The following is a 26852-nucleotide window of genomic DNA, read 5'->3' as shown; positions in this document are numbered from 1 at the left end:
ATACCGGAACCATCTTTTAAGTGCCTAATTTTTAAAGGTCTTTTTATTAAACTGTCCATTTTATAGGGTACAGTTCAAATATTAGAACAGTTTTCTCTTCTTTTTTATCTAATTTCTCCCCTTCAAAAACAAAATAGTCTCCTTTAGTCCCTCATGGTAAGATGTCTTTGGTACTTCACCAATATAACTCTCATACTTTTCCCCACTCAACACCACTGGCTCTTCTGTCAAATACAACATTTCTAAAAATTCCTTCATTTGTTTATCAAATAGGCCAAGCATTCCAATCATACGTTTTTTTACAGTCATTATAGGCTTCTTATATCCAGTTAATTCTCTTATATGCCCGATCATCTCTTCCCCTGTAATTACACCCACTCCTGGTATGTTCCAGTTTTGCCCGTATGCACTATCACGTAATGCTAATTCAACAATCGCCTTAGCTCCATCCGGCGTAAAAATATATTCCCTAGCAAGCTTCTTATCCCCGACAAAGCTAGATATTTTATTTGCAAGAACACCTTGTAACGTATAATGAACAAGCGTACTTTCTGCATTTGGCCCATAAAAATCTGGAAAATGAGCAGTAAGTACCGGTACACCAGCCTGTTTCGCCATCAATTCAAGCTGTAAACGAATTTTCCCCTTCTTTGTATGTGGATTCTTTACAACCTCTTCCGTTACCTTCCCTCGTCCTTGTCTTCCATACGCATAAATATTATCTACCATCGCTAATTTAGCACCGTGATGTTTCGTCGTTTCTAATATATTTTTTAGTAACTCTGGCTGTTTTATCTCCCAATCTGTATACGGAATATTTACAGCATGAAAGATCACATCTACATCTTTAGCAGCTTCCATTATATCTGCTTGCTTAAATACATTTCCCGCTATTATTTGTATTCTTTCCTCATCGTAAAACAGCTTTTCTAGCTTCTCCTTATTTCTCGCAAAAGCAATTACATCAATCCCTCTCCCGCACAATTCCTTTGTAATTGCATATCCCATTGCTCCAGATGCTCCCAATACTAACGCCTTTTTCATCTTAATCCCCCTTTTAATTAACCACTGTTCAATTAATTGTAAAAAGAAAATCACTTACATAAGAAGCGATTTCGCAATAAAATTCACATGTGCTTTAGCTAAATCTTGTACATCTTCAAACGTTTGGACATTTCTACAATAATGCGATACAAACCCATGTAATGATAAAAAAACAGACCATATAGTCATTATGCTTACCTTTCCATTACATAAGGAAGATATAACATTAGCGAACTTATCATAACTAGCATTTGGCTCATCTGCTAGAAATTCTTTTAATTCCTCATCTTTAATCAAAAACATAATTTCATAATGACTTTGATTTCGTAGACCAAATTCAATAAAACCTAATAACACTGCTTTTAATTGTTCTTCTCGCTGTAAATTTTGAGCAATCGTTTCATCTAGCCTTTGATCCAATAATTGAAAATCTTGTTCAACCATCGCATAAAAAAGCTCTGCTTTATTTTTAAAATGATAATAGATTGATCCATGACTATATCCTAATTCTGCTGCGATTTTACGCATTGAAGTATGCTGATACCCTTGTTTTATAAATAAATCCCTTGCTGCATTCATAATCATTTCTCTCGTTAATTCTTGTTTAACTGCTCTTCTTGGCGACATTTCTCATACCTCACAATTTAATTAACCACCGTTCAATTACATTATATTCTTTTTCCAAAAAAAAGCAATCCTATTTTTGAAAAAATATACATTTTGAAAGGATAGCATTATATCCGAGAATTTAGTATCATGATTCAAGGTACTATTTTGAAATGGACGGAGGACATTATGAGCTTATTAACAGTTGAAAATTTAGGTCATACATTTGGTGATCGTACACTATTTAAAGACGTATCAATGCGCTTATTAGCAGGAGAACATGTTGGTTTAGTTGGTGCAAACGGCGTTGGTAAATCAACATTTATGAATATTATTACTGGACAACTTATCCATGATGAAGGACGCGTAGAATGGACACCTGGTACACATTACGGATATTTAGACCAACATACAATATTAACACCGGGCAGAACGATCCGTGACGTATTAACAGATGCGTTCTTACCTTTATTTGAGAAAGAAAAAGAACTCAATATCGTTACTGAGAAAATGGGAACAGCTACGCCGGAAGAATTAGAAGAACTTCTTGATCAAATGGCAGAGATTCAAGATGCACTTGAAGCAGGTGGTTTCTATTTATTAGATATTAAAATTGAAGAAGCTGCACGTGGTCTTGGAATTGATGCAATTGGATTAGACCGTGATGTTTCTGCATTAAGTGGTGGGCAGCGTACAAAAGTATTACTTGCAAAGCTATTACTTGAACAACCAGAAGTACTATTACTTGATGAGCCGACCAACTATTTAGATGTTGAACATATTCAATGGTTAACAAATTACCTAAAAGAATATCCACATGCGTTCCTTTTAATTTCCCATGATACGGAATTTATGAACAAATGTGTTGATGTTATTTTCCATCTAGAATTCTCAAAAATGACGCGTTACACAGCGACATATGAAAAATTCCTAGAGCTAGCTGAAATCAATAAAAATCAACATTTAAACGCTTATCAAAAGCAGCAAGAATTCATTAAAAAACAAGAAGATTTTATCGCAAAAAACAAAGCTCGTTATTCTACAACAGGTCGTGCAAAGAGTCGTCAGAAACAACTAGATCGCATGGAGCGTATTGATCGCCCAGAAACAGCAATTAAACCAGAATTCTCTTTCAAAGAATGTCGCGCAAGCAGTCGCTTTGTCTTTGAAGGTGAAGATGTAGAAATTGGATACACACATGCATTATTACCAAAATTAACGATGACAATTGAGCGTGGAGAAAAAATCGCGGTTGTTGGATGTAATGGTGTTGGTAAATCAACATTATTAAAAACAATCCTAGGTAAAATTAAACCATTAAGCGGGAAAACAAGCCTTGGTGATTTCTTAGAACCTGCATACTTCGAACAAGAGGTAAAAGCTGAGAATTTAACGCCCATCGATGATGTATGGAATACATTCCCAAGTCTAGATCAGCACCAAGTTCGGGCAATGTTAGCACGATGTGGTTTGAAAAACGAGCATATTTCTCGTCCATTAAGCCAATTAAGCGGTGGAGAGCAAGCGAAAGTCCGTCTATGTAAATTAATGGGTGAAGAAAGCAACTGGATCCTGTTTGATGAGCCAACAAATCACCTTGATGTTACAGCTAAAGAAGAATTAAAAAAAGCTTTAAAAGCATATAAAGGAACAATCCTTCTTGTATGTCACGAACCAGATTTCTATGAGGATTGGATTACAAAAGTTTGGAACGTAGAAGAATGGGCACAATCTAATAACTAATAAAAAGGGGATCTATTATGATCCCCTTTTTATTATGGATGAACAAATCCATCCTATATAACTTTTATATGATAATACCCAGCTAATCTCAACCGAAAATCCTTCAAATCATCGTAAGCTTTTAAATTAGCGAGCATCCCTTGAATAACTGGAACTCTCGGATTTAGCAACCTCATTTCAGCTTCGAGAACATCTAAAGTAACTAACAACTCATCATTTTCTAATTGATCTGCTAATGTACGTTTGAACATAACAATTTCCTGTAAAAAATGCTCTTTTGCCTGCTCTTTAATAAGCTCTGAACTACAAAAGAATTGTCCCAGCTTTTCTTCATGTAAAACAGGCGTATCCTTAGATTGTACAAGACCTGCTACAAGATCATCCACCCTCTTTAAAATAAATGATGAAACATGAAATAAATCTATTTCAGCTACATTTAAAATAATTAACTCTAAATAACCCCTGCATATCCCTTCTACCATAATAACAAGATCTAAAAGATATGGAGTAACCTGTCCACCATAAATTGATAATAAACTATTTCGATAAAATGCATGTGACTCGAGCTTCATTCTCATCATAAATGCTTCTACTTCTTTATTAAAAGGAATTGCATTTTCTCTCGCGTGCATAATAATGAATTCCTTATGTTTTTGTACATCATTAAATTGACAATGTAGTTGTTTTTCAAACTTTTCACGTGGCAGCAATGATTCTCCATCAATAGCCATCATCTTTTTATGGATTTTGTCATAATAATATCGGAGTGTCGCTAATAACAATTCATCTTTCGATTTAAAATATAGATAAAATGCTCCTTTTGATATACCGCATGCTGTTACAATCTCTTGTACCGACGTTGCGTTCACACCTTTAGTTGCAAATAACTTCATTGCCATTTCTATAATTAAACGTTCTTTTTCTTTCATATTTTCTCTCCTAATTCGATCTCGCATCATAAAATTTCACCTTAACTTTATCCCGCATTAACAGGCAGTCCCTCCACCTCTAGGTTCAGAGAGAAACGAGGAAGATAGATGGAGGATAACTGCCTGTAAAAGCCCAATTGGTAAGGACTAACTATCAATGAGGGATGAAGAACCCTCCCCACTGATGGAAGTTTCCCTTTATTATACCATTCCTTTTCATTGACGACTGACCAATCAGTCAGTTATATTATGTATTAGACTGACCGATTGGTCAATACACGTTAAAAAGGGAGCGCAAACATGAACAAAATCATTAACTTTTCTTTAAAAAATAAGTTCGCAGTTTGGCTACTAACCATTATTGTTACCATTGCAGGGATTTACTCCGGCCTTAATATGAAGCTAGAAACAATTCCTGACATTACAACGCCAGTTGTAACGGTAACAACGGTTTATCCTGGTGCTACGCCAGCAGAAGTAGCTGATAAGGTATCGAAACCGATGGAAGAACAGCTGCAGAATTTAAATGGCGTGAACGTTGTAAGTTCTTCCTCTTATCAAAATGCTTCGTCTATTCAAGTAGAATATGACTTTGATAAGAATATGGAAAAAGCTGAAACTGAAATTAAAGAAGCACTTGCAAATGTAAAATTACCAGAAGGCGTGAAAGATCCAAAAGTTTCTCGAGTAAACTTTAATACCTTTCCTGTTATTTCATTAAGCGTAGCAAGTAAAGATGAATCTTTAGCTGCCTTAACTGAAAAGGTTGAAAAAAATATTGTTCCAGGACTAAAAGGGCTCGATGGCGTTGCATCTGTTCAAATTGCTGGACAACAAGTAGATGAGGTGCAACTCGTCTTTAAAAAAGATAAGATGCAAGAATTGGGTTTAAGTGAAGATACTATTAAAAATATCATTAAAGGTTCTGATGTATCTTTACCACTTGGTCTCTATACTTTTAAAGATACGGAGAAATCAGTTGTTGTAGATGGTAATATTACAACAATCAAAGCTTTAAAAGAAATGAAGATTCCTGCCGTCCCTTCAGCAGCAAGTGGTCAAGGCAAACCAGGAGCAGGAGCTCAAGCGCCACAGATGAATCCAGCTGCAGCTAACGGAATTCCCACTGTTACATTAGAAGAAATTGCTGATATTAAAGAAGTAGGAAAAGCCGAATCTATTTCGCGTACAAATGGAAAAGAAGCAATCGGTATCCAAATCGTAAAAGCTGCTGATGCAAATACAGTTGATGTCGTAAATGCGGTCAAAGACAAAGTGAAGGACTTTGAGAAAAAATATAAAGACTTAGAAATCATCTCAACATTTGACCAAGGTGCACCGATTGAGAAATCAGTTGATACTATGCTTAGCAAAGCAATATTTGGTGCCATCTTTGCTATTGTTATTATTATGTTGTTCTTACGAAACATTCGAACAACATTGATTTCTGTTGTCTCTATACCACTTTCTTTATTAATTGCTGTTTTAGTATTAAAACAGATGGATATTACACTTAATATGATGACGCTTGGAGCGATGACCGTTGCCATTGGGCGCGTTGTCGATGATTCGATCGTTGTTATTGAAAATATTTACCGACGCATGTCCTTATCAGACGAAAAATTAAAGGGTAGGGACTTAATTCGTGAAGCGACAAAAGAGATGTTTGTTCCGATTATGTCCTCAACAATTGTAACAATTGCAGTCTTTTTACCTCTTGGACTTGTAAAAGGTATGATTGGTGAAATGTTCTTACCGTTCGCTTTAACAATTGTCTTTGCCTTGTTAGCTTCATTACTTGTAGCAGTTACAATTGTACCAATGTTAGCACACTCTTTATTTAAAAAGGAAAGTACAAGAGAAAAACAAGTACATCATGAAGAAAAACCAAGTAAATTAGCAAATGGCTATAAACGCCTGCTTGGATGGGCATTAAACCATAAAATCATTACATCTAGCCTTGCTGTTCTTTTATTAGTAGGTAGCCTTGCACTTGTACCAATTATCGGTGTAAGTTTCTTACCATCTGAAGAAGAGAAAATGATCATTGCAACGTATAACCCTGCACCAGGGCAAACTTTAGAAGATGTTGAAAAAATTACAACAAAAGCTGAAAAACACTTCCAAGATAAAAAAGATGTAAAAACAATTCAGTTCTCATTAGGTGGAGAAAACCCAATGAGTCCAGGTAAAACAAATCAAGCTATGTTCTTCGTTCAGTATGATAATGACACAAAGAACTTCGACAAAGAGAAAGAACAAGTTATTAAAGACTTACAAAAGATGACAGGAAAAGGTGAATGGAAAAGCCAAGACTTCGGAGCAAGTGGCGGGAGCAATGAAATCAAGCTGTATGTATACGGAGATAGCTCAGAAGACATCAAACCTGTTGTTAAAGATATTCAGGACATCATGAAAAAGAATAAAGATTTAAAAGATGTTGACTCTAGTATTGCAAAAACATACGCAGAATACACATTAGTCGCTGATCAAGAAAAATTAAGTAAGATGGGGCTAACCGCTGCCCAAATTGGAATGGGACTTTCTAACCAACATGATCGCCCTGTTCTTACTACAATCAAAAAAGACGGTAAAGATGTTAACGTATATGTAGAAGCAGAAAAACATGCTTATCAAACAATTGATGATTTAACAAATCGTAAAATTACAACACCACTTGGCAACGAGGTTGCTGTTAAAGATGTTATGACTGTAAAAGAAGGTGAAACTTCCAATACAGTAACACATCGTGATGGTCGCGTTTATGCAGAAGTAAGTGCAAAATTAACATCTGATGATGTTTCTAAAGCATCTGCTGCTGTCCAGAAAGAAGTAGATAAAATGAATCTTCCTTCTGGTGTAGATGTTTCTATGGGTGGTGTTACAAAAGATATTCAAGAATCATTTAAACAACTTGGCCTAGCAATGTTAGCCGCGATTGCCATTGTATACTTCGTTCTTGTCGTTACATTCGGCGGTGCACTTGCACCACTCGCAATCTTATTCTCGCTACCATTTACAATCATCGGTGCACTTGTTGCCTTATTGATTTCTGGTGAAACGTTAAGCGTATCGGCAATGATTGGTGCCCTTATGTTAATCGGTATCGTTGTAACGAATGCAATTGTTCTCATCGACCGTGTTATTCATAAGGAGCGCGAGGGGCTATCAACACGCGAAGCATTGTTAGAAGCTGGCGCAACACGCTTACGCCCAATTCTAATGACTGCAATCGCAACAATTGGTGCCCTTATCCCGCTTGCACTAGGATTCGAAGGAAGTGGATTAATTTCTAAAGGTCTTGGAGTAACGGTAATTGGTGGGTTAACAAGTTCAACATTACTAACACTTCTTATCGTTCCAATTGTTTATGAGGTACTCAGTAAGTTTAAAAAGAAAACAGTAGAATAAAGAAATAACCTCGCGATATGCGAGGTTATTTTTTATTTCCGAACAAGATTAAAAAATCCCCATAGCCTTCTTTCTCCAATTCCTCTTTCGGAATAAACCGAAGCGCTGCTGAATTAATGCAGTAACGAAGACCATTCGGACCTGGCCCATCTGGGAACACATGCCCAAGGTGAGAATCGCCTTCTTTACTTCTTATTTCCGTACGCGTCATATTGTGACTAACGTCCATTTTCTCTTTTACACTAGCGGACATCACTGGTTTTGTAAAACTCGGCCAACCGCATCCACTATCGAATTTATCTAAAGAAGTAAATAGTGGTGCACCGGAAACAATGTCTACGTAAATTCCTTCCTCTTTATGATTCCAATATTCGTTTTGGAACGGAGGCTCTGTACCATTTTCTTGTGTTACATAAAATTGCATATCTGTTAATCGCTCTTTTAAATGCGTATTATCTTTCGGCCAATGCTTTTTAATAAACGCATCGCGTCCTGATCCTTGGCGATATAATTCATAGCGAAATGCATTTTTCTTATGATATCCTTGATGATACTCTTCAGCTGGATAAAATGTAGTAGCAGGGAGTATTTTTGTAGCAATTGGTTTCGAAAACCGACCGCTCTCAGCAAGTGCCATTTTTGAAGCTTCTGCTTGTTCAAGTTGTTCTTCACTATGATAAAAAATTACAGTTTCATAAGATTGTCCACGATCATGAAATTGACCTCCAATATCTGTTGGATCAATTTGCCTCCAATAAATGTCTAATAATTTTTCATATGGCATTTTATTTGCATCGAATGTAATTTGTACCGCTTCATAATGCCCTGTTGTTTCAGAACAAACTTCTTTATAAGTCGGGTTCTCTTTATCCCCACCCGTATAACCTGAAACAACCTGTATAATACCTTCCATCTCTTCAAATGGTGAAACCATACACCAGAAACACCCTCCTGCAAACGTTGCAATTTCTACCTTTTCATTTATAGCCATTTTATTTCACCCCAATTATTTAATTCTTCTTACAGTATGGCATAAGAAGTTAAAAGTTATAAAAGAAAAAGCACCGGCGTCCGATGCTTTTTTTCACTCTATTTTTTAGCAGAATCTTTTTCTATCTCATCGCTCGTCACATCTAACACATCTAATAGGAACACAAAAATTGGTATACCAATAATAAGCCCCCACACACCTAAAAAGTGTTCAGAGAAAGTTAATACCATAAATGTATAAAAAATCGGTAAATTCGTTTTTTGTGACATGAATTTTGGATTTAACACATAACTTTCAAGTGCATGAATAACAGCAACAATTATTAAAATATAAACTACATACGTAATGCTACCAATATTATAAGCAATCATACAAAGCGGAACGAGCGAAATGATTACACCAGCTACTGGAATTAAACCAAGTAAAAAAATCATTAGCGCTAAACCGAGCAATTGTGGAAATCCTAAAATCCATAGCGCAATAACAGATAAAACGCAATTAACAATAGCAATTAAAAACTGCGCTTCAATTACTTTTCCAAAAGAACGTGCGAATTTCTTTCCGAAATATTCAATTTCATTATAAAAAACGGCAAGTCTGCTCTCTTTAAATTTCGCGGTAAAAGCGACAATACGTGCCTTCTCAAGCAAGAAGAATAAACTTAAAATAAGAGAAAGGAAAAATTGCAGCCCAAATTTCCCAACATTGGCGATGGATTTATAAAGAATGTCCACACCTTGCCCAATATATTTGGAAAGCTCCATATGGTTAATGGCATTAATTGCTGCCTTTATAATTTCATTATCTGGTGGATTTTTAAAGAATACATTAAACTGGTAGATTAATTGTGAGATTTGCACCGTTAGTACTGGCAGATACTTAACTAACGTAACAGTGATTCCACCAACTAACATCACATATAATAACGATATAATAATTTTTCGATTAATCGGCATAAAATGATCGAGTTTTCGAGAAATAAACTTTTGGAATCGATCCATTAAATACGTAAGAATGAACGTAATTAAAATTAAATTAAACATACTTTGTAGCCCATATAATATAAGAGCCAACAAGAGCAGTACAAGTAATCTTTGGAATCCTTTGCTTTGAAACAGGCTTTTCATTTGCATAATCGACGAGTGATCTCTCCTGTCCTATAAAGTGAGACTTTAATAAGTGGGATTTTCTTTATATCCCCCACAAATCGAGTGCTTATGGACTCTCCTACCTATCTTCTTTGCTTTCGCTAGATTTAAGATCAAGATACATTAGCTACTTTCTATTTTACAATACAATAGCCCTTTTCAGAACGTATTATCCAAAGTATTAATGAAGATTTAAGGAAAATCTCATTTATTTTTATATAAAATAGGTCTTACCACTACTGTAACACAAAAAGCAAGCTATCAGTAGAAATCTGTCCTACGAATAGCTTGCTTTTATATTTTTCACAAAACATATTCTGTTAACCGATAAATGGCATAAACATCGGAATAACAACTACTGTTACAACCCCAACGACCGTTACTGCAATACTTGCCATCGCTGCTTCTACTTCGCCCATTTCAATCCCAACCGCAACGCCAAGTGCATGTCCCGCAGTTCCTAGCGCTAATCCTTTCGCAATTGGATTTTTCACTTTAAATGTTTTTAAGAATAAAGCACCAAGTGCGTATACAATAACTGCGTTAAAGATAACTGCAAAAGATGTAATTGCTGGAATACCACCGATACTTTCAGATATTGGTAGTGCAATTGCTGTTGTTGCTGCCTGTGGTAGCATAGAGTTCATTACAGATGTATCTAAACCAATTGCTTTTGCGACAATGAACACGACAATCACCGAACAAACAGATCCAACAACGATAGCGGATAAAATTTGCCACCAATATTTTTTTAGCTTATCAACTTGTTTGTATAACGGAATTGCAAAGGCAATTGTTGCTGGCTCTAAGAAGAAACTAATCATTTTACCGCCAGTATTATATTCTTCAAATGTAAAATTTCCAACCTTTAAAAAGACAATACCAAGTACCATTGCTACAAACAGTGGTGTAAATAAGAAGAATCCTTTTGAATGTTTAAATAAGAATGTTCCGATCCCGTATGCGATTAATGAAACGACGATTCCGAAGTATGGAGTCATTGTGCTTGCCATGTTCATTACCTCCTAACCATATATGGTCTGATATATTAAGCAACTTTTCCGTGTTTGCGTCCTTTATTTACAACATCTAATTGTTTTGTATCAGTTGTTTCTTTTTCATCTTTACCTAGAATAAATTGTGCAAATAAACCTGTTACTGCTAGTAAAATAATTGTTGCGACAACAATTACAGTTATGATCTGTACAAAGTATTGCCCCATTACCCCAAGAGAGTTAATAACGGAAATACCAGATGGTACGAAAAGAAATCCAATAATACCTGTTAACGCCGTTCCAAGTGATTCAACCTGCTCCAACTTAATAACCTTTAAACATAATAGACTAAACAAAATGACTAATCCGATTACTGATGAAGGCATTGGAATTGGTAAGTGCGTTGCAATAATATGAGAAACCAACATGATAGCTGAAAAAACAAATGCTTGTGATAAGAAACTGTATACTTTTTTTGTACTCATTTTGGCCACCTCTTTCGATTTGGTACCTTCATTGTATATGATGTAAACGATTAAGTAAGCGTTTACATATCAGGACGTCAAATATACGGAATCAGTTACAAAAATAACGGGATGAAATGCAAAAGCTGCTTCTTAAATACGAAGCAGCTTTTTAAGTTCCTTTGCATATGTACGGCTTACAGGTACCTTAGATCCCTCTTTCATAATTAAATTATAAGTAGAGTTAAACCAGGGCTGTATTTCCGAAATATGGTTGATATTCGCAAGAAAACTACGGTGAACGCGCATAAAGCTCGTTTGCGGCAGCTTCTTTTCTAAAATAACAAGCGTATCATGGGTTACGTATGTTTCCCGAATCGTCTTTACAGTTACTTTCCCGTCCACAAGTCCCACATAAACAATATCTTCAATATTCACGAGCACAATGGATTCTTCTATTGGCAATGCAAGCTTATGCATCTCCGCAGCTACATCTTTAGCTCTTACATCTTGGTTTTTCTCTGTTTCAGTTTGCTTTCGCTTCTTATATTTTTTCAGTGTCTGTGCAATTCGCTCTTCATCAAACGGCTTTAAAATATAATCTAATGCATCCACCTCAAATGCTTGCAGCGCATATTGATCGTAAGCTGTTGCAAAAACAATGGATGGTGGGTTCTTCATTTTCTTTAATATATTCGCAATCTCGAATCCATTATCATCTGAAAGCTGAATATCTAAAAAGACAAGATCCGGCTTATTCCCCATTAGCTTTTCTAACGCATCTTCCACGCAATCAGCTTCTTCAATTACATTCACTTCTTTCGTACGCTGCAATAAATATTTCAATTCATCCCGTGCTAACATCTCATCGTCAACTACTAATACCTTTAACACCGCTTTCTTCCTCCCCTATGTTTTGAATCGGAATTGTAAATAAAATTTCTGTCCCTTTTTCTAATTCACTCTCGATATGAAGTGTTGTATCTTTCCCAAACAGTCCTATTAACCGTTGATTAATATTATATAGCGCCGTTCCTGTTCCTTTTTTCGATGGAACGACTGCCTTTCCTAATTGCTCTAAGCGCCCTTGTTCAATTCCCTGACCATTATCTTTCACTTTAAAATGAACCATATCTCCCTGCGCGTGTGCATAAATTTCCACCTGACAAATTGGTTGTTTTTTCGGAAAGGCATGACGAAGTGCATTTTCCACTAACAATTGCAATACAAATGGTGGGAGTAAAATTGTCTGTAATCCTTCTTCAATATATGTTTTCACCTTATATTTATTTGGGAACCTTGCTTGTTCTAATGATAAATATGCATGTACATGATTCAGTTCTTGCTCTAATGGAATAAGTAACTGGCGTGCTCCCTGTAAATTACAACGAAAATACACGCTAAGTTGCAATAAGAGCTTTCTTGCCTTTTCTACATCTGTACGGCATAAAGCTGATACTGTATTAATCGCATTGAATAAAAAGTGCGGATTAATTTGTGCTTGTAATGCTTTTATCTCTGCATCTTGAAGTAGTTTACTTTGTAATTCTGCCTCTCCTAACTCAAGCTGTGTTGAGAAAATCTTCGCTAACCCTTCTGCTAATTCTTCTTCCACACGGCTTAATTGGTTCGGATTTTTAAAATAAAGCTTTAATGTTCCGATTGTATTGCCATGCGAAGTTAACGGAATAACGATTGCTGCCTGCAAAGGACATTCTTCATGTTGACAATTAATAATCTCTCGTGATTTCGCTTTCATTATTTTCCCTGTTTTTAATACTTCTTTTGATAACCCTGTAATTAAACTATGAGAAGGAATATGGTGATCAGACGCTAATCCAACGTGCGCCAATATTTTTTCTGTATCTGTTAAAGATACCGCATCTGTCCCTGTAAAACGATAGATAATTTGTGCCACATGCTTACAAGATTCCTCCGTTAAGCCTTGGCGAAAATAAGGTAATGTCTTATCAGCAATCCGAAGTACTTTATGAGTTTGTAAAGCCTTGGCATTTTCTTCTTGGCGTAAAATAGCTTGTACCATAGACAGTAAAATAAAACTACCGAAACTATTCACAAGAATCATCGGTATTGCGATTGTTTTTACAACGTTAAATCCATCTTCAACAATAAATAAGATCATAACCATTTCTAAAGAAACAATAGAAACACTTAAAACAGCAGAAAACTTAGGTGTGATCACACGGTTATGCTTTTGAAAAATACGGCCAATATAACCGGTAATAATTCCTGCTAAAATAGATGAAATCGCACAACTAAGGGCTGTCGTTCCCCCAAGCATATAACGATGAATGCCAGCAATAAATCCAACGCCAATCCCGACAATCGGTCCACCTAGTAAACCACTAATTCCAACTCCCATAATACGTGTATTGGCAATCGTACTTGATGAGGAGACCCCTTGCAGCCAATTTTCATTCATAATGGTATTCCCTGCAATTTCAATTCCCGTGTAATTGCTTATAATTGTAAATAACGAAAAAATACAAATAAGCATGAGCTTATCTTTATATCCATCTTGTTTATGAAGAAGGCGCCTAAATGTTTTAATATGCGAAAGTAAAAAACCTAATATAACAATTAATCCAACTCGTTCAATCATCATAAGCACTAAATCTAGCATCTGTGATTCATCCCTTATTTGTTTAGTTAGTTTTATTATCGGAAAATAGTGAAGGTATCGTCAAGAAGAATGATATGTATCTCGTAGGATTCTACAATATAGTGAAAATAACTATATTATTTATTTGACAATAAAATCGAAGAGTGCTAAAAATAAAGTAATATAATTACAGTCCTTTAACACAGCCCCGTGAGGTTGAGAAGGAAGTCGGAATATAAATACGTATGCCCTTTTACAGGCACATGTATGCTTTTTGGCCTTCTCACAATACTTGGTGAGAAGGCCTTTTATTATTCTTCCATAGCGACTGTATAACAAATGAGGAGGAGTAATGATGAACGTAACAGGTGATGTACACCAAATAACAGAGGAACCGAAAGCAAAGCGATATAAAACACTGCTTGGTTCTGCACTTGGCTATGCGGCGGAAGGTTTAGATATGCTGCTCTTATCTTTCGTACTCGTTTATATTTTGAAAGAATTTCACTTAACGCCTGTTGAAGGCGGGAACCTTACATTAGCAACAACAATTGGGATGCTAATCGGATCATATTTATTTGGATTTATCGCTGATTTATTTGGCCGCATTCGAACAATGGCCTTTACCATTTTATTATTCTCACTAGCAACGGCACTTATTTATTTCGCGACAGATTATTGGCAATTATTAATTCTACGCTTTCTAGTAGGTATGGGTGTTGGTGGTGAATTTGGAATTGGAATGGCGATTGTAACAGAAACATGGTCGAAAGAAATGCGTGCGAAAGCAACATCTGTTGTCGCACTTGGATGGCAGTTTGGAGTACTCGTTGCTTCGTTACTCCCGGCCTTTATCGTTCCACACTTTGGCTGGAGAGCAGTTTTCTTATTTGGTCTAATTCCAGCCTTACTAGCGGTCTATGTTCGTAAAAGTTTAAGTGAACCAAAAATATGGGAGCAAAAACAACAATATAAGAAAAAATTACTACAAAAAGAAACGGAGGGGACTTTAACAATTGATGAAGCAGAACAGCTAAAGCATATGAAAAAATTCCCACTTCGCAAATTATTTTCAAATAAGAAAGTAACGATAACAACAATTGGACTTATTATTATGTCATTCATTCAAAACTTTGGATACTATGGTATTTTCACATGGATGCCGACAATTTTAGCGAATAAATATAACTACACATTGGCTAAAGCGAGCGGTTGGATGTTTATTTCCACAATCGGAATGTTGATTGGGATTGCAACATTTGGAATATTAGCTGATAAAATTGGTCGTCGTAAAACATTTACACTCTATTACATTGGCGGCACTGTATACTGCCTGATTTATTTCTTCCTATTCACAGACCCGACATTATTATTATGGGGAAGTGCCTTACTCGGTTTCTTCGCTAACGGTATGATGGGCGGATTTGGGGCAATCTTAGCAGAAAATTATCCAGCAGAGGCGCGCTCTACAGCTGAAAACTTCATTTTTGGCACAGGACGTGGTTTAGCAGGATTTGGGCCAGTAATCATTGGATTGCTCGCTACAGGGGGCAATTTACTTGGAGCATTATCGCTTATCTTTATCATTTATCCAATTGGACTTATTACAATGCTAGTGTGTGTCCCAGAAACAAAAGGAAAAGTACTCGACTAAGCTTAAGCAAAGAAAAAGCATTGAAATCTCGTATTTCAATGCTTTTTTATTATTTATCCCGCATTAACAAGCAGTAAGACTCCCGGCTCAAAATTCAGTAAAAACAAAGAGGTTAAGTTGGGAATTAACTTCTCATAAAAGCCCGGTTGATGCAGGGGAATAAAGAAAACCCTACTGATTAAAGTTTCACTTTATGAAAGAAATTAGGCGTAAGAATATCATTCGGATAAGGTTTATGATAAATGTGAGTAGTAGCCGGTGACAACGGCGGGATGAGCCATACCCAATTTCCCATCACGACACGGCCACAAGCCGCCTCTTGCTTTTCAAATTGTCCAAATTGCTGTGCTGCTGTATGATGATCTACAATGCTTACTCCTTGCTTTTTGAAAGAATACAGAACAGCTACATTTAATTCAACTAACGCCTTATCTTTCCATAATGTACTGTTTCTCGAAGTATCTAAATTCATTATTTCTGCAACAGCTGGAAGTAAATTATAACGATCATGATCTGCCAAATTGCGAGCTCCAATTTCTGTTCCCATATACCAACCATTAAAAGGAGCAGCGGTATAAGAGAGGCCACCAATCTCTAAACGCATATCTGAAATCATTGGTACTCCATACCATTTTGCCCCTAAGGATGCAAATGGATATTCTGGGTGCTCAATCTCAACCTCTTTTACCTCTTCTTTAGGAATTTCCCTATATATAGGTTCTCGCCCATCAATAGAAAATACGAGTGGTAATACATCAAAATTCGTACCTTCTCCATTCCAGCCAAGCTTCTGACAAAACGCTGTAAATGGAATCGAATGAGAATCACCCATCACTCCCATTTCTGTTTCATATCCCGCATAACGAATTAACTGATGGTTATAAATCCGAATGTTATTTTGTTCACCGTTGTACTGTTTGAAAATTGTAATTGTCGGTTTAATTTTCCCGTTATTCGTCGCATATCGAATATGATGAATAAGTGCTCGATATACACCTTCCTCATCATTCACTTCACGAGCATCTAATATATGCATTTTATTCCAAAATAATCTTCCAATACATCGATTACTATTTCTCCATGCCATTCGTGAACCATGAACAAGTTCCTCAAAAGTGTGCTCATATGTCCCTGTCATTTCAATTTCCGATAAAATTTGATTGAGACGTTCGTCTATTTGTTGCTCTTTACCAAGTTCTTGATAGCAAATTGTAATAAATTTTCTTGCTTCATCTATTAATTCTTTCATTTTATCCATAAACAATCTCCTTCTATTTCAACAAGACACTATTACTTTACAGTATAAGCAAAAAGGAGTGTAGTAACAAACCAAATAAGATATATAAATCCAAATTTTAAAAAACAACATAAACCCTTTCTTTTTAGGTGGAAGAGAGCATCCGGCCATGCATAGAAGCGGTCAGATCCCCTTCCTGCCCCATTCCAAGTTAAAACAGAGAGAGAAAACAAGTGCTGGTCACCTTTTCTTCTTCATTACAACTTATATTTCCAGAAAATCACTAGAATTTTTTTTATTGTTGACTTATAAAAAAAACAGGTGTACTTTTGAGTTAGGTAAATTTTTTTTACCTAGCGCAACTTTTAAGAGGAAAGGAGGTTAATTATATGTCTTTATTTCATTTGCCCGCGCTTTCATATGACTATGATGAGTTAGAACCATATATTGATGGTGATACTTTGGCACTTCATCACGGACAGCATCATGCGACATATGTAAAGAATTTAAATTCAGCTTTAGAAGATCATAAAGAATTGCAGAATAAACCTTTAGAAGAATTATTATGTAATTTAAACACACTTCCATCAGACATTGTTACTGCTGTAAGAAATAACGGTGGTGGACATTACTGCCATAGCCTTTTTTGGGAAGTGATGAGTCCGAAAGGTGGTGGCGAACCTAATGGAGACATTGCAAAAGTAATTGATTATTATTTCAATACCTTTGACAACTTAAAAGACCAGCTTTCCAAAGCGGCAATTAGTCGTTTCGGAAGTGGATATGGCTGGCTTGTACTTGATGATGCAAAGCAACTCTCTGTCATGAGTACACCAAATCAAGATACACCCTTGCAAGAAGGAAAAATCCCATTGCTCGTAATTGATGTATGGGAACATGCTTATTATTTGAAGTATCAAAACCGCCGTCCAGAATTTATTACAAATTGGTGGCATACTGTTAACTGGGATCAAGTAAATGAAAAATATTTACAAGCAATTAAATCACAAGAATATTAATCATGCATATAAGGTAAATTTGGTAATGTAAACTAGTATCGTCGAAATCCTCCAAAATCCCCCGGATTGCCACCGGGGGATTTATGAATAATCATTACATTACCTCAATATAGTATTTCAATATATTGTTCACATCCGTCTCTAAATTTCTAAACTGAAATCCTAATTCTTTTGCTTTCGTATTATTTATCGTACAATTTGCCATCCCATTATACGGGGCCACGTTCTCACCTTTTGCTTCAATACAAGCTTTTATGCCTGTATTTTTTTCTACAAAATGAATAACTTCTCGCATAGAAATCACACCATTACTACATGCATTAATTGGACCATCTATATTCATCGTACTAAGATATGCTAGAAAACCACCTGCTTCTTTTTCATGGATAAAAGACATTTTTCCTTCTATATCTTCTACTACAAAAGGCTTTCTCTTCACGATATTTTCAACATAAAACTGCAATCGTTCTGTATAATCATTTTCACCAATAACAACTGGAAAGCGCACTGCAATTACAGGAAATGTTGCATGTTTAAACAAAACGGCCTCTGCTAATCTTTTTCCTTCACTATAAGAAAAATCTTGCCTATCTCCATAAACAATCGGATACTGATACGGATTGAAATCATCTTCTTTTAAAGATAGTGCCGACTCATATACAGCCATTGAGGATGTAACAATATATTTCTTCACCTTACTATGAAGTACTTTGCATATAACCTTCGCTGCATTCGGACTATAGCATAGATTATCATACACAACGTCATAACTTGCACCCGCTAACATTTCCTTTAGCATCTCTTCATCTTCTCGATCTACAACGACTCTTTTAACAGCACTACCAAACGAGTCTGTCTTAAGTCCCCGCGTTGCAATTGTTACATCATGCCCAGCTTGCAGGAGGCTTTCAACTAATCGTTTTCCGAAAAATCTTGTTCCACCTAACACTAATATTTTCGTCATATGTATCATTCCCTTAGTTATTTTAATGTTCTATGGTGACTGAATAAGTATTTGTAATTTCATTATACTTGAATTTATTTCCACATAAAAAAGAGAATCCAGCCAGATTCTCTTTCCCTCATCTTACTACTATTAACGTACTCGATATTTAAAAATGCAATAACAGAAATATAAAATAGAAACTACCGATACATAAATCCATGCCTGATAAACTACTGGTGTTCCCCATATCCCCATAAAATAAAGAAGCGATGGCAACGTGAGCGTTACCCATGATTGTACAAACGCGATCCTACCAAGGTATTGGTTTATATCCTTTTTTTGTACATTTAACACAAAGAATAAATACCAAAGAAGCGCCCACATAAACCAAGTCAGTGCATTAACGATATCTTGGAATTGAACGAATGATACAACCATATAAAATAGTGCAACAAGAGCCACCCAGAGACAAAACCATCCTAGCCCATTGCCACTCACTCCCGTAATAAAGGTGATACCTACATACAAATACGTTAAACCAAATAAAAAAGTGGCTGCATATGAATATACAGTCCAATTACTTTGATCAGAAATCATAATGAGGTAAAACGGAATGACAATTTGCAGCACCCCTACAAATAAATTAAAAACACCTGCACTTTTTTCCTCTGCTTTTCCTAATATGACAAGACTATTTAAAAACAAAGCTGCGCCTGAAAGCAATAACCCAACGTAACCCATATATGTTCGTGTGAAAAGCATATTTTTTCACACCTTAACCTCCTCGTAACATAAAATCATACTAGTGATATTGTCCTACCCATTTCAAATTGCATACACAAGAAACAACTATTATTTCATGCGTACTAGCACTTTTCATTCAAAACAAGTCAGACTTCCTACCTCAAAAAAAAAAGAAATCCAAAGAATGCAATCACTGTACCATATCGTTAAAGCGTTTCCAAAACAGTATATTTCTTTCCAACAGTAGATAAAGTCAATCTCATATAACACAATCTGAAAACGATAACATCATCATAACAGCATTATATCTAAAAATAAACGCCGAAAATTCTGGAATAAAATTTAAAATCTATATTGTTCCCTGCCCATTTCTTTTAGAAACAAGTAGAAGCAAGCATTTGCCATATACCAAACTAGCACTTCTATCATAAAATATCGTAAATTAAAATTTATGTTTTATGAAAGGTGAGATTATATGCCTAAACAAGTCGTTCACTCAACAGGTGTATTAACACGTGAACCACAAACAGCTTCTGTCGTAGCTCATCTTCATCTACGGGACAAGAAGGTGATAAAGTATATCATAAACAACTTGTTCGAGTTCATCAAGGATATATTCCTAATCAAATCCTTTAATGAACATACACATAATTGAGCAAAATTAGAATCGCCCTATCTTAGGTTGATTCTAATTTTGCCGTCCCCCTCACTCTTCCTATCTATAATATAGTGAGATTAAATTTTCACTTTAAATTATTCCCATTAAAAAGGCCACATACCTCGTGATATGTAACCCTTACATAGAACTTATTAAATCACATAACAATATACACATACAAAGTGGGCCAGACTACCTAACAACACAAAAATATGGAAAACTTCATGATGCCCCATATATTTAAATTCTAGCCATTTTGGTTTTGCTCCGTAAATAAATCCACCAATCGTATAAAAAGCACCACCAAGTACTAAAAACAAAATACCCTCTATGCTTAGATTTTCTGATAGCGGTGCAAAGAATAAAACAATTAACCATCCCATTATAAGGTAGATTGCTGTTGATAACCATCTCGGACAGTTAAACCAAAACATTTTAAAAACAATACCACATATAGCTGTAGCATAAACTAGCACAAATAATAGTAAACCATTTGCAGCCTGTAATGTAATTAAGCAAAAAGGTGCATATGTACCTGCAATTAAAATGAAAATCATAGAATGATCCAGTTTTCTAAAGAAATAAATAACACGTTCGCTTGCTACAACACTGTGATACACAGCCGAAGCTGCATAAAGAATCATCATCCCTACTCCAAATAGAATAACCGCTGAAATTGTAGAAATAGATGGCATTTTCACAGAAACTTTCACAAGCATAGCTAGCAAAGCAATAAATGATAAAATGGCGCCTCCTAGATGGGTAAACGCATTAACTGGTTCTCTCACATAAGTATTCACATTAACAACCCCTTATATAATTACATGTAGTTTTTATAACTACATGTAATTATATACACAATTCCTATAGAGGTCAACATTTACAATTCATTTGTTTCGTAATACCATATTTAAAGATAAAGTGTACATTATTCCTACAAAGGTGAGGGTTTATATGGAAAACATAAAGAACTTACTCGAAACATTACATTTAGAAAAAAACATTACGCTTGAAGATATCCCTAATGTGGATTTATATGTAGATCAAGTTGTTCAACTATTTGAAAATAACTACGGTGATACAACAAGAACAGAAGATGAAAAAGTACTTACAAAAACGATGATTAATAACTATGCAAAGGGAAAATTATTCATCCCCATAAAAAATAAAAAATACTCAAAAGAGCATATGATTTTAATTAGTCTAATTTATCAATTAAAGGGTGCCCTCTCGATTAATGATATTAAAAGTTCTTTAGTGACTCTCAACGAAAGACTCATAAACGAGGATACTTTCGAACTGGACACCCTCTACAAAGATTATCTTGAACTTACAGAAACAAATGTTGAGAACTTTAAAAGGGATGTAGATAATCGGGTGGCTGAGGTAAAAGCTGCTGCTTCATTTGAGGATAAAGAATTAGAAAAACTCTTATTGCTAACTTCATTTGTAACAATGAGCAATATGTATAGACGTTTAGCAGAAAAATTAGTTGACGATTTGAAAGAATCTTAACCATGAATAAAGCCACCTACTTCTGAAGTGCACCCCAATTGTTAGACACAGTCTAACAATTGGAGGTGCACTTTTTATGGCTAAATTTTCTTCGAAAGAAAAAATACGAGCGGTGAGACGATATTTAGAGGGGACTGAAGGTGGAAAAACAATTGCTAAATCTATCGGTGTTCACTCCAGTATGCTCTATCATAGGATATATTCAGTTATTAGATTCAAGTGAACTAACAACATATAAAAAAGAACACTATTTGAAGATTATTAAAAATAAATCAACACGTTTACAGGCCTTAGTAAATGACTTCTTTGAACTGTCCGTTATCGATTCTGTTGATTATCAATTAAACCTTCATATGGTAAAAATAAATCACTTAGCATGGGAAACCTTAGTCGTTTTTTATGATCAATTTAGTGAAAAGAAAATGGAACCAAGTATTCATATACAAAACGAAGATATTCAAATCATTGCTGATGAATCTGCCGTTAAGCGTGTCATGGAAAATCTAATCTATAACACCCTTAATCATGCAAGTGGTAATATATCCATTACTCTACAAAAGCAAAAAGCATCGTTACTATTTATCATTAGTAACGATGCTAAAAATGTAAGTGAAAAGGACATTCCTTTCCTGTTTGACCGCTTTTATACAACTAATCATCATCGATCCGGTAAAGGAACAGGGCTTGGATTAGCTATTGCAAAAACACTTATGCTGAAAATGGATGGTTCACTTCAAGCAAAATTAAAAAATGGGCAGCTTCATATGATATGCGAATGGAAAATTCAAAAATAAATACCAAATAACTTTTTCATATCCCTATTGATCAAAAAAGTACATCTTACACCAAAAGAATGTACTTTTTCCTTTTTAATGACCTCTTTTCGAATTAATCTCTCTATCAAGGTACTTAGCTATGATATCTCTATCTGAACTATTAATAATCATGTTAATTCTTCCTTGCAAATACCCATATAACATCCAGTTTGAGCATTCTCTTAGCTGCCCATACTTATCTTTCTTGGCTTTAAAACATAATATCGTATCGTTCTTTTTTATTTTGTAATAATATTTAAAAATATCATCATAATCTATAATGTATGCTCTTTGAATTTGATAAAGTTCCTTTACTTCATAAATCATAACTTTATGTCTTGTTCCAAAAACAACAAATCGATTTCCTACATCCATAAGCGCTAATGGCATTACGGCATAGTCTGCTGAACACATAATTGCACCCAAATAGTAGCCACCTGTAGCTCTTGCCTGAAATTGTAATTCAATAAATTCATTTTCTTTTAACTCATTATTTGCCTTTACTTCTATCTCTTGAAAATTTTCTCTAGCAATTCGTTTTCTGATATCTTTTTTCTTCTTCTCCAAGCTCCCAACAAGGCGCTCCCCTATTGCTTCAAATCGGGATATTTCTTGTTCATCCCACTGCTCGAAAACAATTTGATCTATATTATAGCTTTCACAATTCATAATATCCCTCCATTATCCTTTTTAATTTCTCCTTTCCCCTTGATAATCTGGTATAAACTGAACCTGTACTCATATGTAGTCTCCTTGAAATATCCTCTATGCTTTCATCCACAATATACCTTCGATAAAAGATACTATGATCTACACCATCTAACTGATGAATTGCTTTCAAAACGAACTCTTTTTCCTCTTCTTTGAGCAATCCTTTTTCTACATCTTCATCATCTTGTAAAATAAGTTGTTCTATTGTTTGTTCAATTCTTTTTCTCTTCAGCCTTCTTTTATAATCTAGTGCCTTAAACTTCGCAATAGAAATAATCCAGTTTTTAAGTTGTCCTTTTTCTATTTGAAAACTGTCTATTTTATACCAAAGTATGAGAAGAACATCGTTATAGCACTCTTCAATTTCTGCTCTTTCATGGTTCTCTCCAAGTACACTTCCGATTACTCCATAAATCAAGTTACTATATTGAAGAATCAATTGATCCAATGCTTCCGTATTTTGTTTTTTTATTTCATCTACTAATTCCCTATCATTCATATCTTCTCCCCCTTCACTTATATATACGAATACAACAAGTTTATTCTTACATAATTTCCTTATTTTTCATAAAAAAACTACCCACTTGTTAGAGTGGGTAGTTCCTTTTACTTAATGGCCTCATGAACCTTTAACCGCTTACCTTTTATTGTTGTGTTTTTCATTACTTTTAAAACAAGCGGGCCTTTTCCATTTAATATATCAACATAAGAAACATTATCTTGTATCGTAATAATTCCTATATCATCCGCTGTGACACCTGGGATTTTAGCAATTGTACCAACGAAATCTACCGCTCGAATCTTCTTTTTCTTCCCACCGTTAAAGTACAGCTTCATAATATCTTTATTTAACCCTGCACTTTTCTCTTTTTTCATAATTGGTTTCGCATTTATTTTATCTTCAAAGGCTGCCTTTCCCTTTGCGAGCTCCTCTTTTGACGGAGCTTCTATTTTTTGAATTTCAAAACCGATATACTCTTCAATTTCTACCAAGAATCTCTCTTCATACGGCGTTACGAATGTAATTGCTTTTCCGCTATTACCAGCGCGCCCTGTTCTTCCTGTCCGGTGTACATAACTTTCTTTTTCTAATGGAATGTCATAGTTAATGACATGGGTAATATTTTCAATATCAATTCCTCGCGCTGCTACATCTGTAGCGACTAAATAACGAAATTTTCCTCTTTTAAAGTCATTCATTACTGCAAAACGATCTTCTTGTATCATACCACCATGAATTTTATCACAAGGATAGCCAGAACGTTTTAACTGTCTGAACACATGGTCTACATTTTCTTGTGTGCGACAGAAGATGATACAGCTATCTGGATTTTCAAGAGTTGTTATATCTTGAAGAAGTGAAAATTTCTCTTCTTCTCTCACTTCTAACAGGATATGTTCAATTTTATCTGTCGTAATCCCAGAAGCTTTAATCTCGATATGGGTCGGTGATTTCATATATGTATGAGATAAATTTTCAACGTCTTCTGGTAGTGTCGCAGAAAATAGCATTGTCATTCGATCTGTAGGTAATTCATCAATAATTGCTTCTACTTGATCGATGAATCCCATATTTAACATTTCATCTGCCTCATCAATCACCAAATATTTCAGACGCTCTAAAGAAAAAGTTCCTTTTTCAATATGATCTAACACACGCCCAGGGGTTCCAACTACAATATGTGTCTTTTGCTTTAATTCTAATTTTTGTCGTGCAAATGGTGATTTTCCATAAACGGCAGTCGCTTTAATCCGTTTAAATCTTCCTATATTCGTAATATCTTCTTTTACCTGCACAGCAAGTTCCCTCGTTGGCGTAAGAATTAAGGCTTGGGGCTTATTTTCTTCCCAATCGATCATTTCGCAAAGCGGGATACCAAAAGAAGCTGTCTTCCCGCTTCCGGTTTGTGATTTCACGACAAGATCTTTCTTTTCTAGTGCAACTGGAATTACTTTTCCTTGTACTTCTGTTGGCTGTTCATATTTTAAACTAGTAAGTGCCCTTACAATTTCCTTACTCAATGCATACTCTTTAAAACTTTTTTCGCTCATATACTAACCTCATTTTGTTATGTATTTTAATTTATTTATATATTTATCCATAATATAAATCCTATGCGCCATTGCCTACATTTCATTATATTGAAATCATTGCCCGAATCGAAGTCTATGTTCATCATTTGATAAAAAAACAAAAAGCAGACTTACTATTAAGCCTGCTAATTTAGCAACGATACTCATATAAAGCTTGCAAAGGAGATATCATTACGGAACTAGTTTTTTCACCACTGGAATTCGTTGTAGTACTAACGTTATTAACATACTAAGACCAATCGTAATCATTACATTAATAGGTATTGCTAATATTGCATGTGCATGTTCATTTACTTTAGGGAAAACTTTATATAAAAAATTATTTAATAGGAAAAAGTGAAGAATATAAATCCCAAGACTTGCTTGATTTATACCACGTAACAGAAATGGCAGCTTTCCTTCTGAATTTTGAAAAGCATATCGGAAGAATACAAATAATCCAATTGCCATAAGTAAAACATTTGGCGCAAAATATCCATACCAAAACTGGTCCAACTGTCCATTTGCTTGTACTGTATAGTAATAAGTAATGAAGAATGTACCAATAAACCCTAAACAGCCTCCAATATAAGAGATATTTCTCCATTTCTTCGTAATTTCGTAATGAGATAAATAATAACCAAGTAGAAAATAACCCACATAATTTGTGACAAAATATAGCTCTATATTGAAATTAATAGGGTAATAGTACTGCATCAAATTTAAAATAACTGACGCATACAACCATAAAATTAAAAAATATTGTATATAACTTTTTTTAGCGTTTTTAACAAATACCTTTAATAACGGTGCGATTAAATAAATTCCCACAATCATATATAGGAACCATAAGTGACCACCAATTTGATTTGTTAAGAAGTACTTTATCCCTTGTTTTAAAGAAGCAGGGAAATACCCCATATAAGCACCATACAGATAAAATAAGGCACTCCAACCTACAAATGGAATAATTACCTTACTTGCTCGTTTCTGTAAGAATTCGAAAATTGAACTTTCCTTGTTCCCTCGTAATAATAAAGCACCGCTAATCATAACGAAAATAGGAACGCTAGCACGTGATAACGATTCGTAAAAGTTACCAGCCATCCAATTGGAAAGCATATTTGGATCCAAAGTGGATACGGAACCAGCAGCAACGTGAATTGTAACAACTGCAATTGTTGCTAATACTCGTAACCAATCCATATAAACCAAACGATTCACATTTATAACCTCCATTACCTTATAATGATTCAAACCAAAAATGAAGGTTATCCCGAAAAGTCACAACCTTCTCCCTAATCTGTTCAACTCTAACATTATTCACTTAATAAAATAAACACTAATCTTCTTGTAATTCTAAAAAATCCTACTAAATTATAACATATTCTATTATTTCCTAGTAAAAATAACCTGTGAAAAAGGGGTTCCCACAAATTGAAAAAGCAGACTTAGGATAAAGTCTGCTTTTCTATTTCTTACTGCCCGAAAAAGCCCGATTGGTTCAACTAATAATCAGTGGGGGA

Annotated in this window: 23 protein-coding genes and 1 pseudogene; 7 read left to right on the top strand and 17 right to left on the bottom strand. The window is 35.0% G+C overall.

Annotation, left to right across the window (positions count from 1 at the left end):
- Window positions 1–108: 108 nt before the first annotated feature.
- Both JDS96_RS14950 and JDS96_RS14945 read right to left on the bottom strand, forming a co-directional pair.
- The gene (locus tag JDS96_RS14950; protein WP_199667260.1) at window positions 109–1044 is read right to left on the bottom strand and encodes an SDR family NAD(P)-dependent oxidoreductase; all 936 of its coding nucleotides are present in this window, start codon (window positions 1042–1044) and stop codon (window positions 109–111) included.
- A 54-nt stretch (window positions 1045–1098) separates the two neighbouring features.
- Window positions 1099–1671, bottom strand: a complete 573-nt coding sequence (locus JDS96_RS14945) for a TetR/AcrR family transcriptional regulator (protein WP_199667259.1) — start codon at window positions 1669–1671, stop codon at window positions 1099–1101.
- 129 nt (window positions 1672–1800) lie between these two features.
- Between JDS96_RS14945 and JDS96_RS14940 the strand changes: the two genes are divergently transcribed.
- A complete protein-coding gene (locus JDS96_RS14940; protein ID WP_199667258.1) occupies window positions 1801–3393 on the top strand; it encodes an ABC-F family ATP-binding cassette domain-containing protein in 1593 nt (530 codons plus the stop codon).
- Window positions 3394–3446: 53 nt separating this feature from the next.
- On the opposite strand, the gene JDS96_RS14935 is transcribed toward JDS96_RS14940, so the two are convergent.
- On the bottom strand, window positions 3447–4322 hold the full coding sequence (locus JDS96_RS14935) for a TetR/AcrR family transcriptional regulator (protein ID WP_018764851.1): 876 nt from the start codon (window positions 4320–4322) through the stop codon (window positions 3447–3449).
- A 300-nt stretch (window positions 4323–4622) separates the two neighbouring features.
- Between JDS96_RS14935 and JDS96_RS14930 the strand changes: the two genes are divergently transcribed.
- Window positions 4623–7733, top strand: a complete 3111-nt coding sequence (locus JDS96_RS14930; RefSeq protein WP_199667257.1) for an efflux RND transporter permease subunit — start codon at window positions 4623–4625, stop codon at window positions 7731–7733.
- 25 nt (window positions 7734–7758) lie between these two features.
- Here JDS96_RS14930 and msrB read toward each other — a convergent pair whose 3' ends face one another.
- The 6 genes from msrB to JDS96_RS14900 form a co-directional block, all read right to left on the bottom strand.
- Complete coding sequence (gene msrB, locus JDS96_RS14925) at window positions 7759–8724, bottom strand: peptide-methionine (R)-S-oxide reductase MsrB (protein WP_199667256.1); 966 nt, start codon at window positions 8722–8724, stop codon at window positions 7759–7761.
- 98 nt (window positions 8725–8822) lie between these two features.
- Window positions 8823–9857: an AI-2E family transporter gene (locus JDS96_RS14920; RefSeq protein ID WP_003202488.1), complete on the bottom strand. Its 1035-nt coding sequence runs from the start codon at window positions 9855–9857 to the stop codon at window positions 8823–8825.
- A gap of 335 nt (window positions 9858–10192) precedes the next feature.
- Window positions 10193–10885 carry an antiholin-like protein LrgB gene (gene lrgB / locus JDS96_RS14915; RefSeq protein WP_003202485.1) on the bottom strand — a complete coding sequence of 231 codons (693 nt, stop codon included), beginning with the start codon at window positions 10883–10885 and terminating at the stop codon, window positions 10193–10195.
- Between the two features lie 35 nt (window positions 10886–10920).
- Window positions 10921–11352: an antiholin-like murein hydrolase modulator LrgA gene (lrgA, locus tag JDS96_RS14910; protein WP_016112789.1), complete on the bottom strand. Its 432-nt coding sequence runs from the start codon at window positions 11350–11352 to the stop codon at window positions 10921–10923.
- Window positions 11353–11484: 132 nt separating this feature from the next.
- Window positions 11485–12225, bottom strand: coding sequence for a LytR/AlgR family response regulator transcription factor (locus JDS96_RS14905; protein ID WP_199667255.1), 741 nt, complete (start codon window positions 12223–12225; stop codon window positions 11485–11487).
- On the bottom strand, window positions 12203–13975 hold the full coding sequence (locus JDS96_RS14900) for a sensor histidine kinase (RefSeq protein WP_199667254.1): 1773 nt from the start codon (window positions 13973–13975) through the stop codon (window positions 12203–12205). Before JDS96_RS14900 ends, JDS96_RS14905 begins: the two co-directional genes overlap by 23 nt.
- Window positions 13976–14309: 334 nt before the next feature.
- On the opposite strand from JDS96_RS14900, the gene JDS96_RS14895 reads away from it, so the two are divergent.
- Window positions 14310–15608, top strand: a complete 1299-nt coding sequence (locus tag JDS96_RS14895; RefSeq protein ID WP_141497408.1) for an MFS transporter — start codon at window positions 14310–14312, stop codon at window positions 15606–15608.
- Between the two features lie 178 nt (window positions 15609–15786).
- Here the strand turns inward: JDS96_RS14895 and JDS96_RS14890 are convergent, their stop codons facing one another.
- Window positions 15787–16866, bottom strand: a complete 1080-nt coding sequence (locus JDS96_RS14890; protein WP_199667253.1) for a nitric oxide synthase oxygenase — start codon at window positions 16864–16866, stop codon at window positions 15787–15789.
- Between the two features lie 368 nt (window positions 16867–17234).
- Here JDS96_RS14890 and sodA point away from each other — a divergent pair, with 368 nt between their 5' ends.
- A complete protein-coding gene (sodA, locus tag JDS96_RS14885; protein WP_199667252.1) occupies window positions 17235–17864 on the top strand; it encodes a superoxide dismutase [Mn] in 630 nt (209 codons plus the stop codon).
- Between the two features lie 94 nt (window positions 17865–17958).
- Here sodA and JDS96_RS14880 read toward each other — a convergent pair whose 3' ends face one another.
- From JDS96_RS14880 to trhA, 3 genes are all read right to left on the bottom strand, one after another.
- A complete protein-coding gene (locus JDS96_RS14880) occupies window positions 17959–18828 on the bottom strand; it encodes an NAD-dependent epimerase/dehydratase family protein (RefSeq protein WP_199667251.1) in 870 nt (289 codons plus the stop codon).
- Between the two features lie 132 nt (window positions 18829–18960).
- Window positions 18961–19551, bottom strand: a complete 591-nt coding sequence (locus JDS96_RS14875) for an AmiS/UreI family transporter (RefSeq protein ID WP_199667262.1) — start codon at window positions 19549–19551, stop codon at window positions 18961–18963.
- A gap of 813 nt (window positions 19552–20364) precedes the next feature.
- Entirely contained in the window at window positions 20365–21012 is a 648-nt protein-coding gene (gene trhA, locus JDS96_RS14870) for a PAQR family membrane homeostasis protein TrhA (RefSeq protein ID WP_199667250.1), read from the bottom strand.
- Between the two features lie 154 nt (window positions 21013–21166).
- On the opposite strand from trhA, the gene JDS96_RS14865 reads away from it, so the two are divergent.
- The 3 genes and pseudogenes from JDS96_RS14865 to JDS96_RS14855 all read left to right on the top strand — a co-directional run bounded on the left by JDS96_RS14865 (window position 21167) and on the right by JDS96_RS14855 (window position 22521).
- Window positions 21167–21727: a DUF1836 domain-containing protein gene (locus JDS96_RS14865; RefSeq protein ID WP_199667249.1), complete on the top strand. Its 561-nt coding sequence runs from the start codon at window positions 21167–21169 to the stop codon at window positions 21725–21727.
- A gap of 76 nt (window positions 21728–21803) precedes the next feature.
- Window positions 21804–21914 (top strand): annotated as a pseudogene (locus JDS96_RS33465) (transposase); the annotation flags it as partial.
- Entirely contained in the window at window positions 21868–22521 is a 654-nt protein-coding gene (locus tag JDS96_RS14855; RefSeq protein WP_307838188.1) for a sensor histidine kinase, read from the top strand. The pseudogene JDS96_RS33465 and the gene JDS96_RS14855, both read left to right, overlap by 47 nt.
- Window positions 22522–22596: 75 nt before the next feature.
- On the opposite strand, the gene JDS96_RS14850 is transcribed toward JDS96_RS14855, so the two are convergent.
- The 4 genes from JDS96_RS14850 to JDS96_RS14835 all read right to left on the bottom strand — a co-directional run bounded on the left by JDS96_RS14850 (window position 22597) and on the right by JDS96_RS14835 (window position 26550).
- Window positions 22597–23211, bottom strand: a complete 615-nt coding sequence (locus JDS96_RS14850; protein ID WP_018782441.1) for a hypothetical protein — start codon at window positions 23209–23211, stop codon at window positions 22597–22599.
- Window positions 23201–23752, bottom strand: a complete 552-nt coding sequence (locus tag JDS96_RS14845) for a sigma-70 family RNA polymerase sigma factor (protein WP_199667248.1) — start codon at window positions 23750–23752, stop codon at window positions 23201–23203. The genes JDS96_RS14850 and JDS96_RS14845 overlap by 11 nt, the downstream gene beginning before the upstream one ends.
- Before the next feature lie 107 nt (window positions 23753–23859).
- Entirely contained in the window at window positions 23860–25305 is a 1446-nt protein-coding gene (locus tag JDS96_RS14840) for a DEAD/DEAH box helicase (protein WP_199667247.1), read from the bottom strand.
- Between the two features lie 213 nt (window positions 25306–25518).
- Window positions 25519–26550, bottom strand: a complete 1032-nt coding sequence (locus JDS96_RS14835; protein WP_199667246.1) for an acyltransferase — start codon at window positions 26548–26550, stop codon at window positions 25519–25521.
- Window positions 26551–26852: the final 302 nt, after the last annotated feature.

Origin of the sequence: Bacillus cereus group sp. N21 (assembly GCF_016483395.1) — a bacterium.
In the GTDB taxonomy this organism is placed as follows: domain Bacteria; phylum Bacillota; class Bacilli; order Bacillales; family Bacillaceae_G; genus Bacillus_A; species Bacillus_A pseudomycoides.
This window is presented reverse-complemented; position numbering and strand designations above follow the sequence as displayed.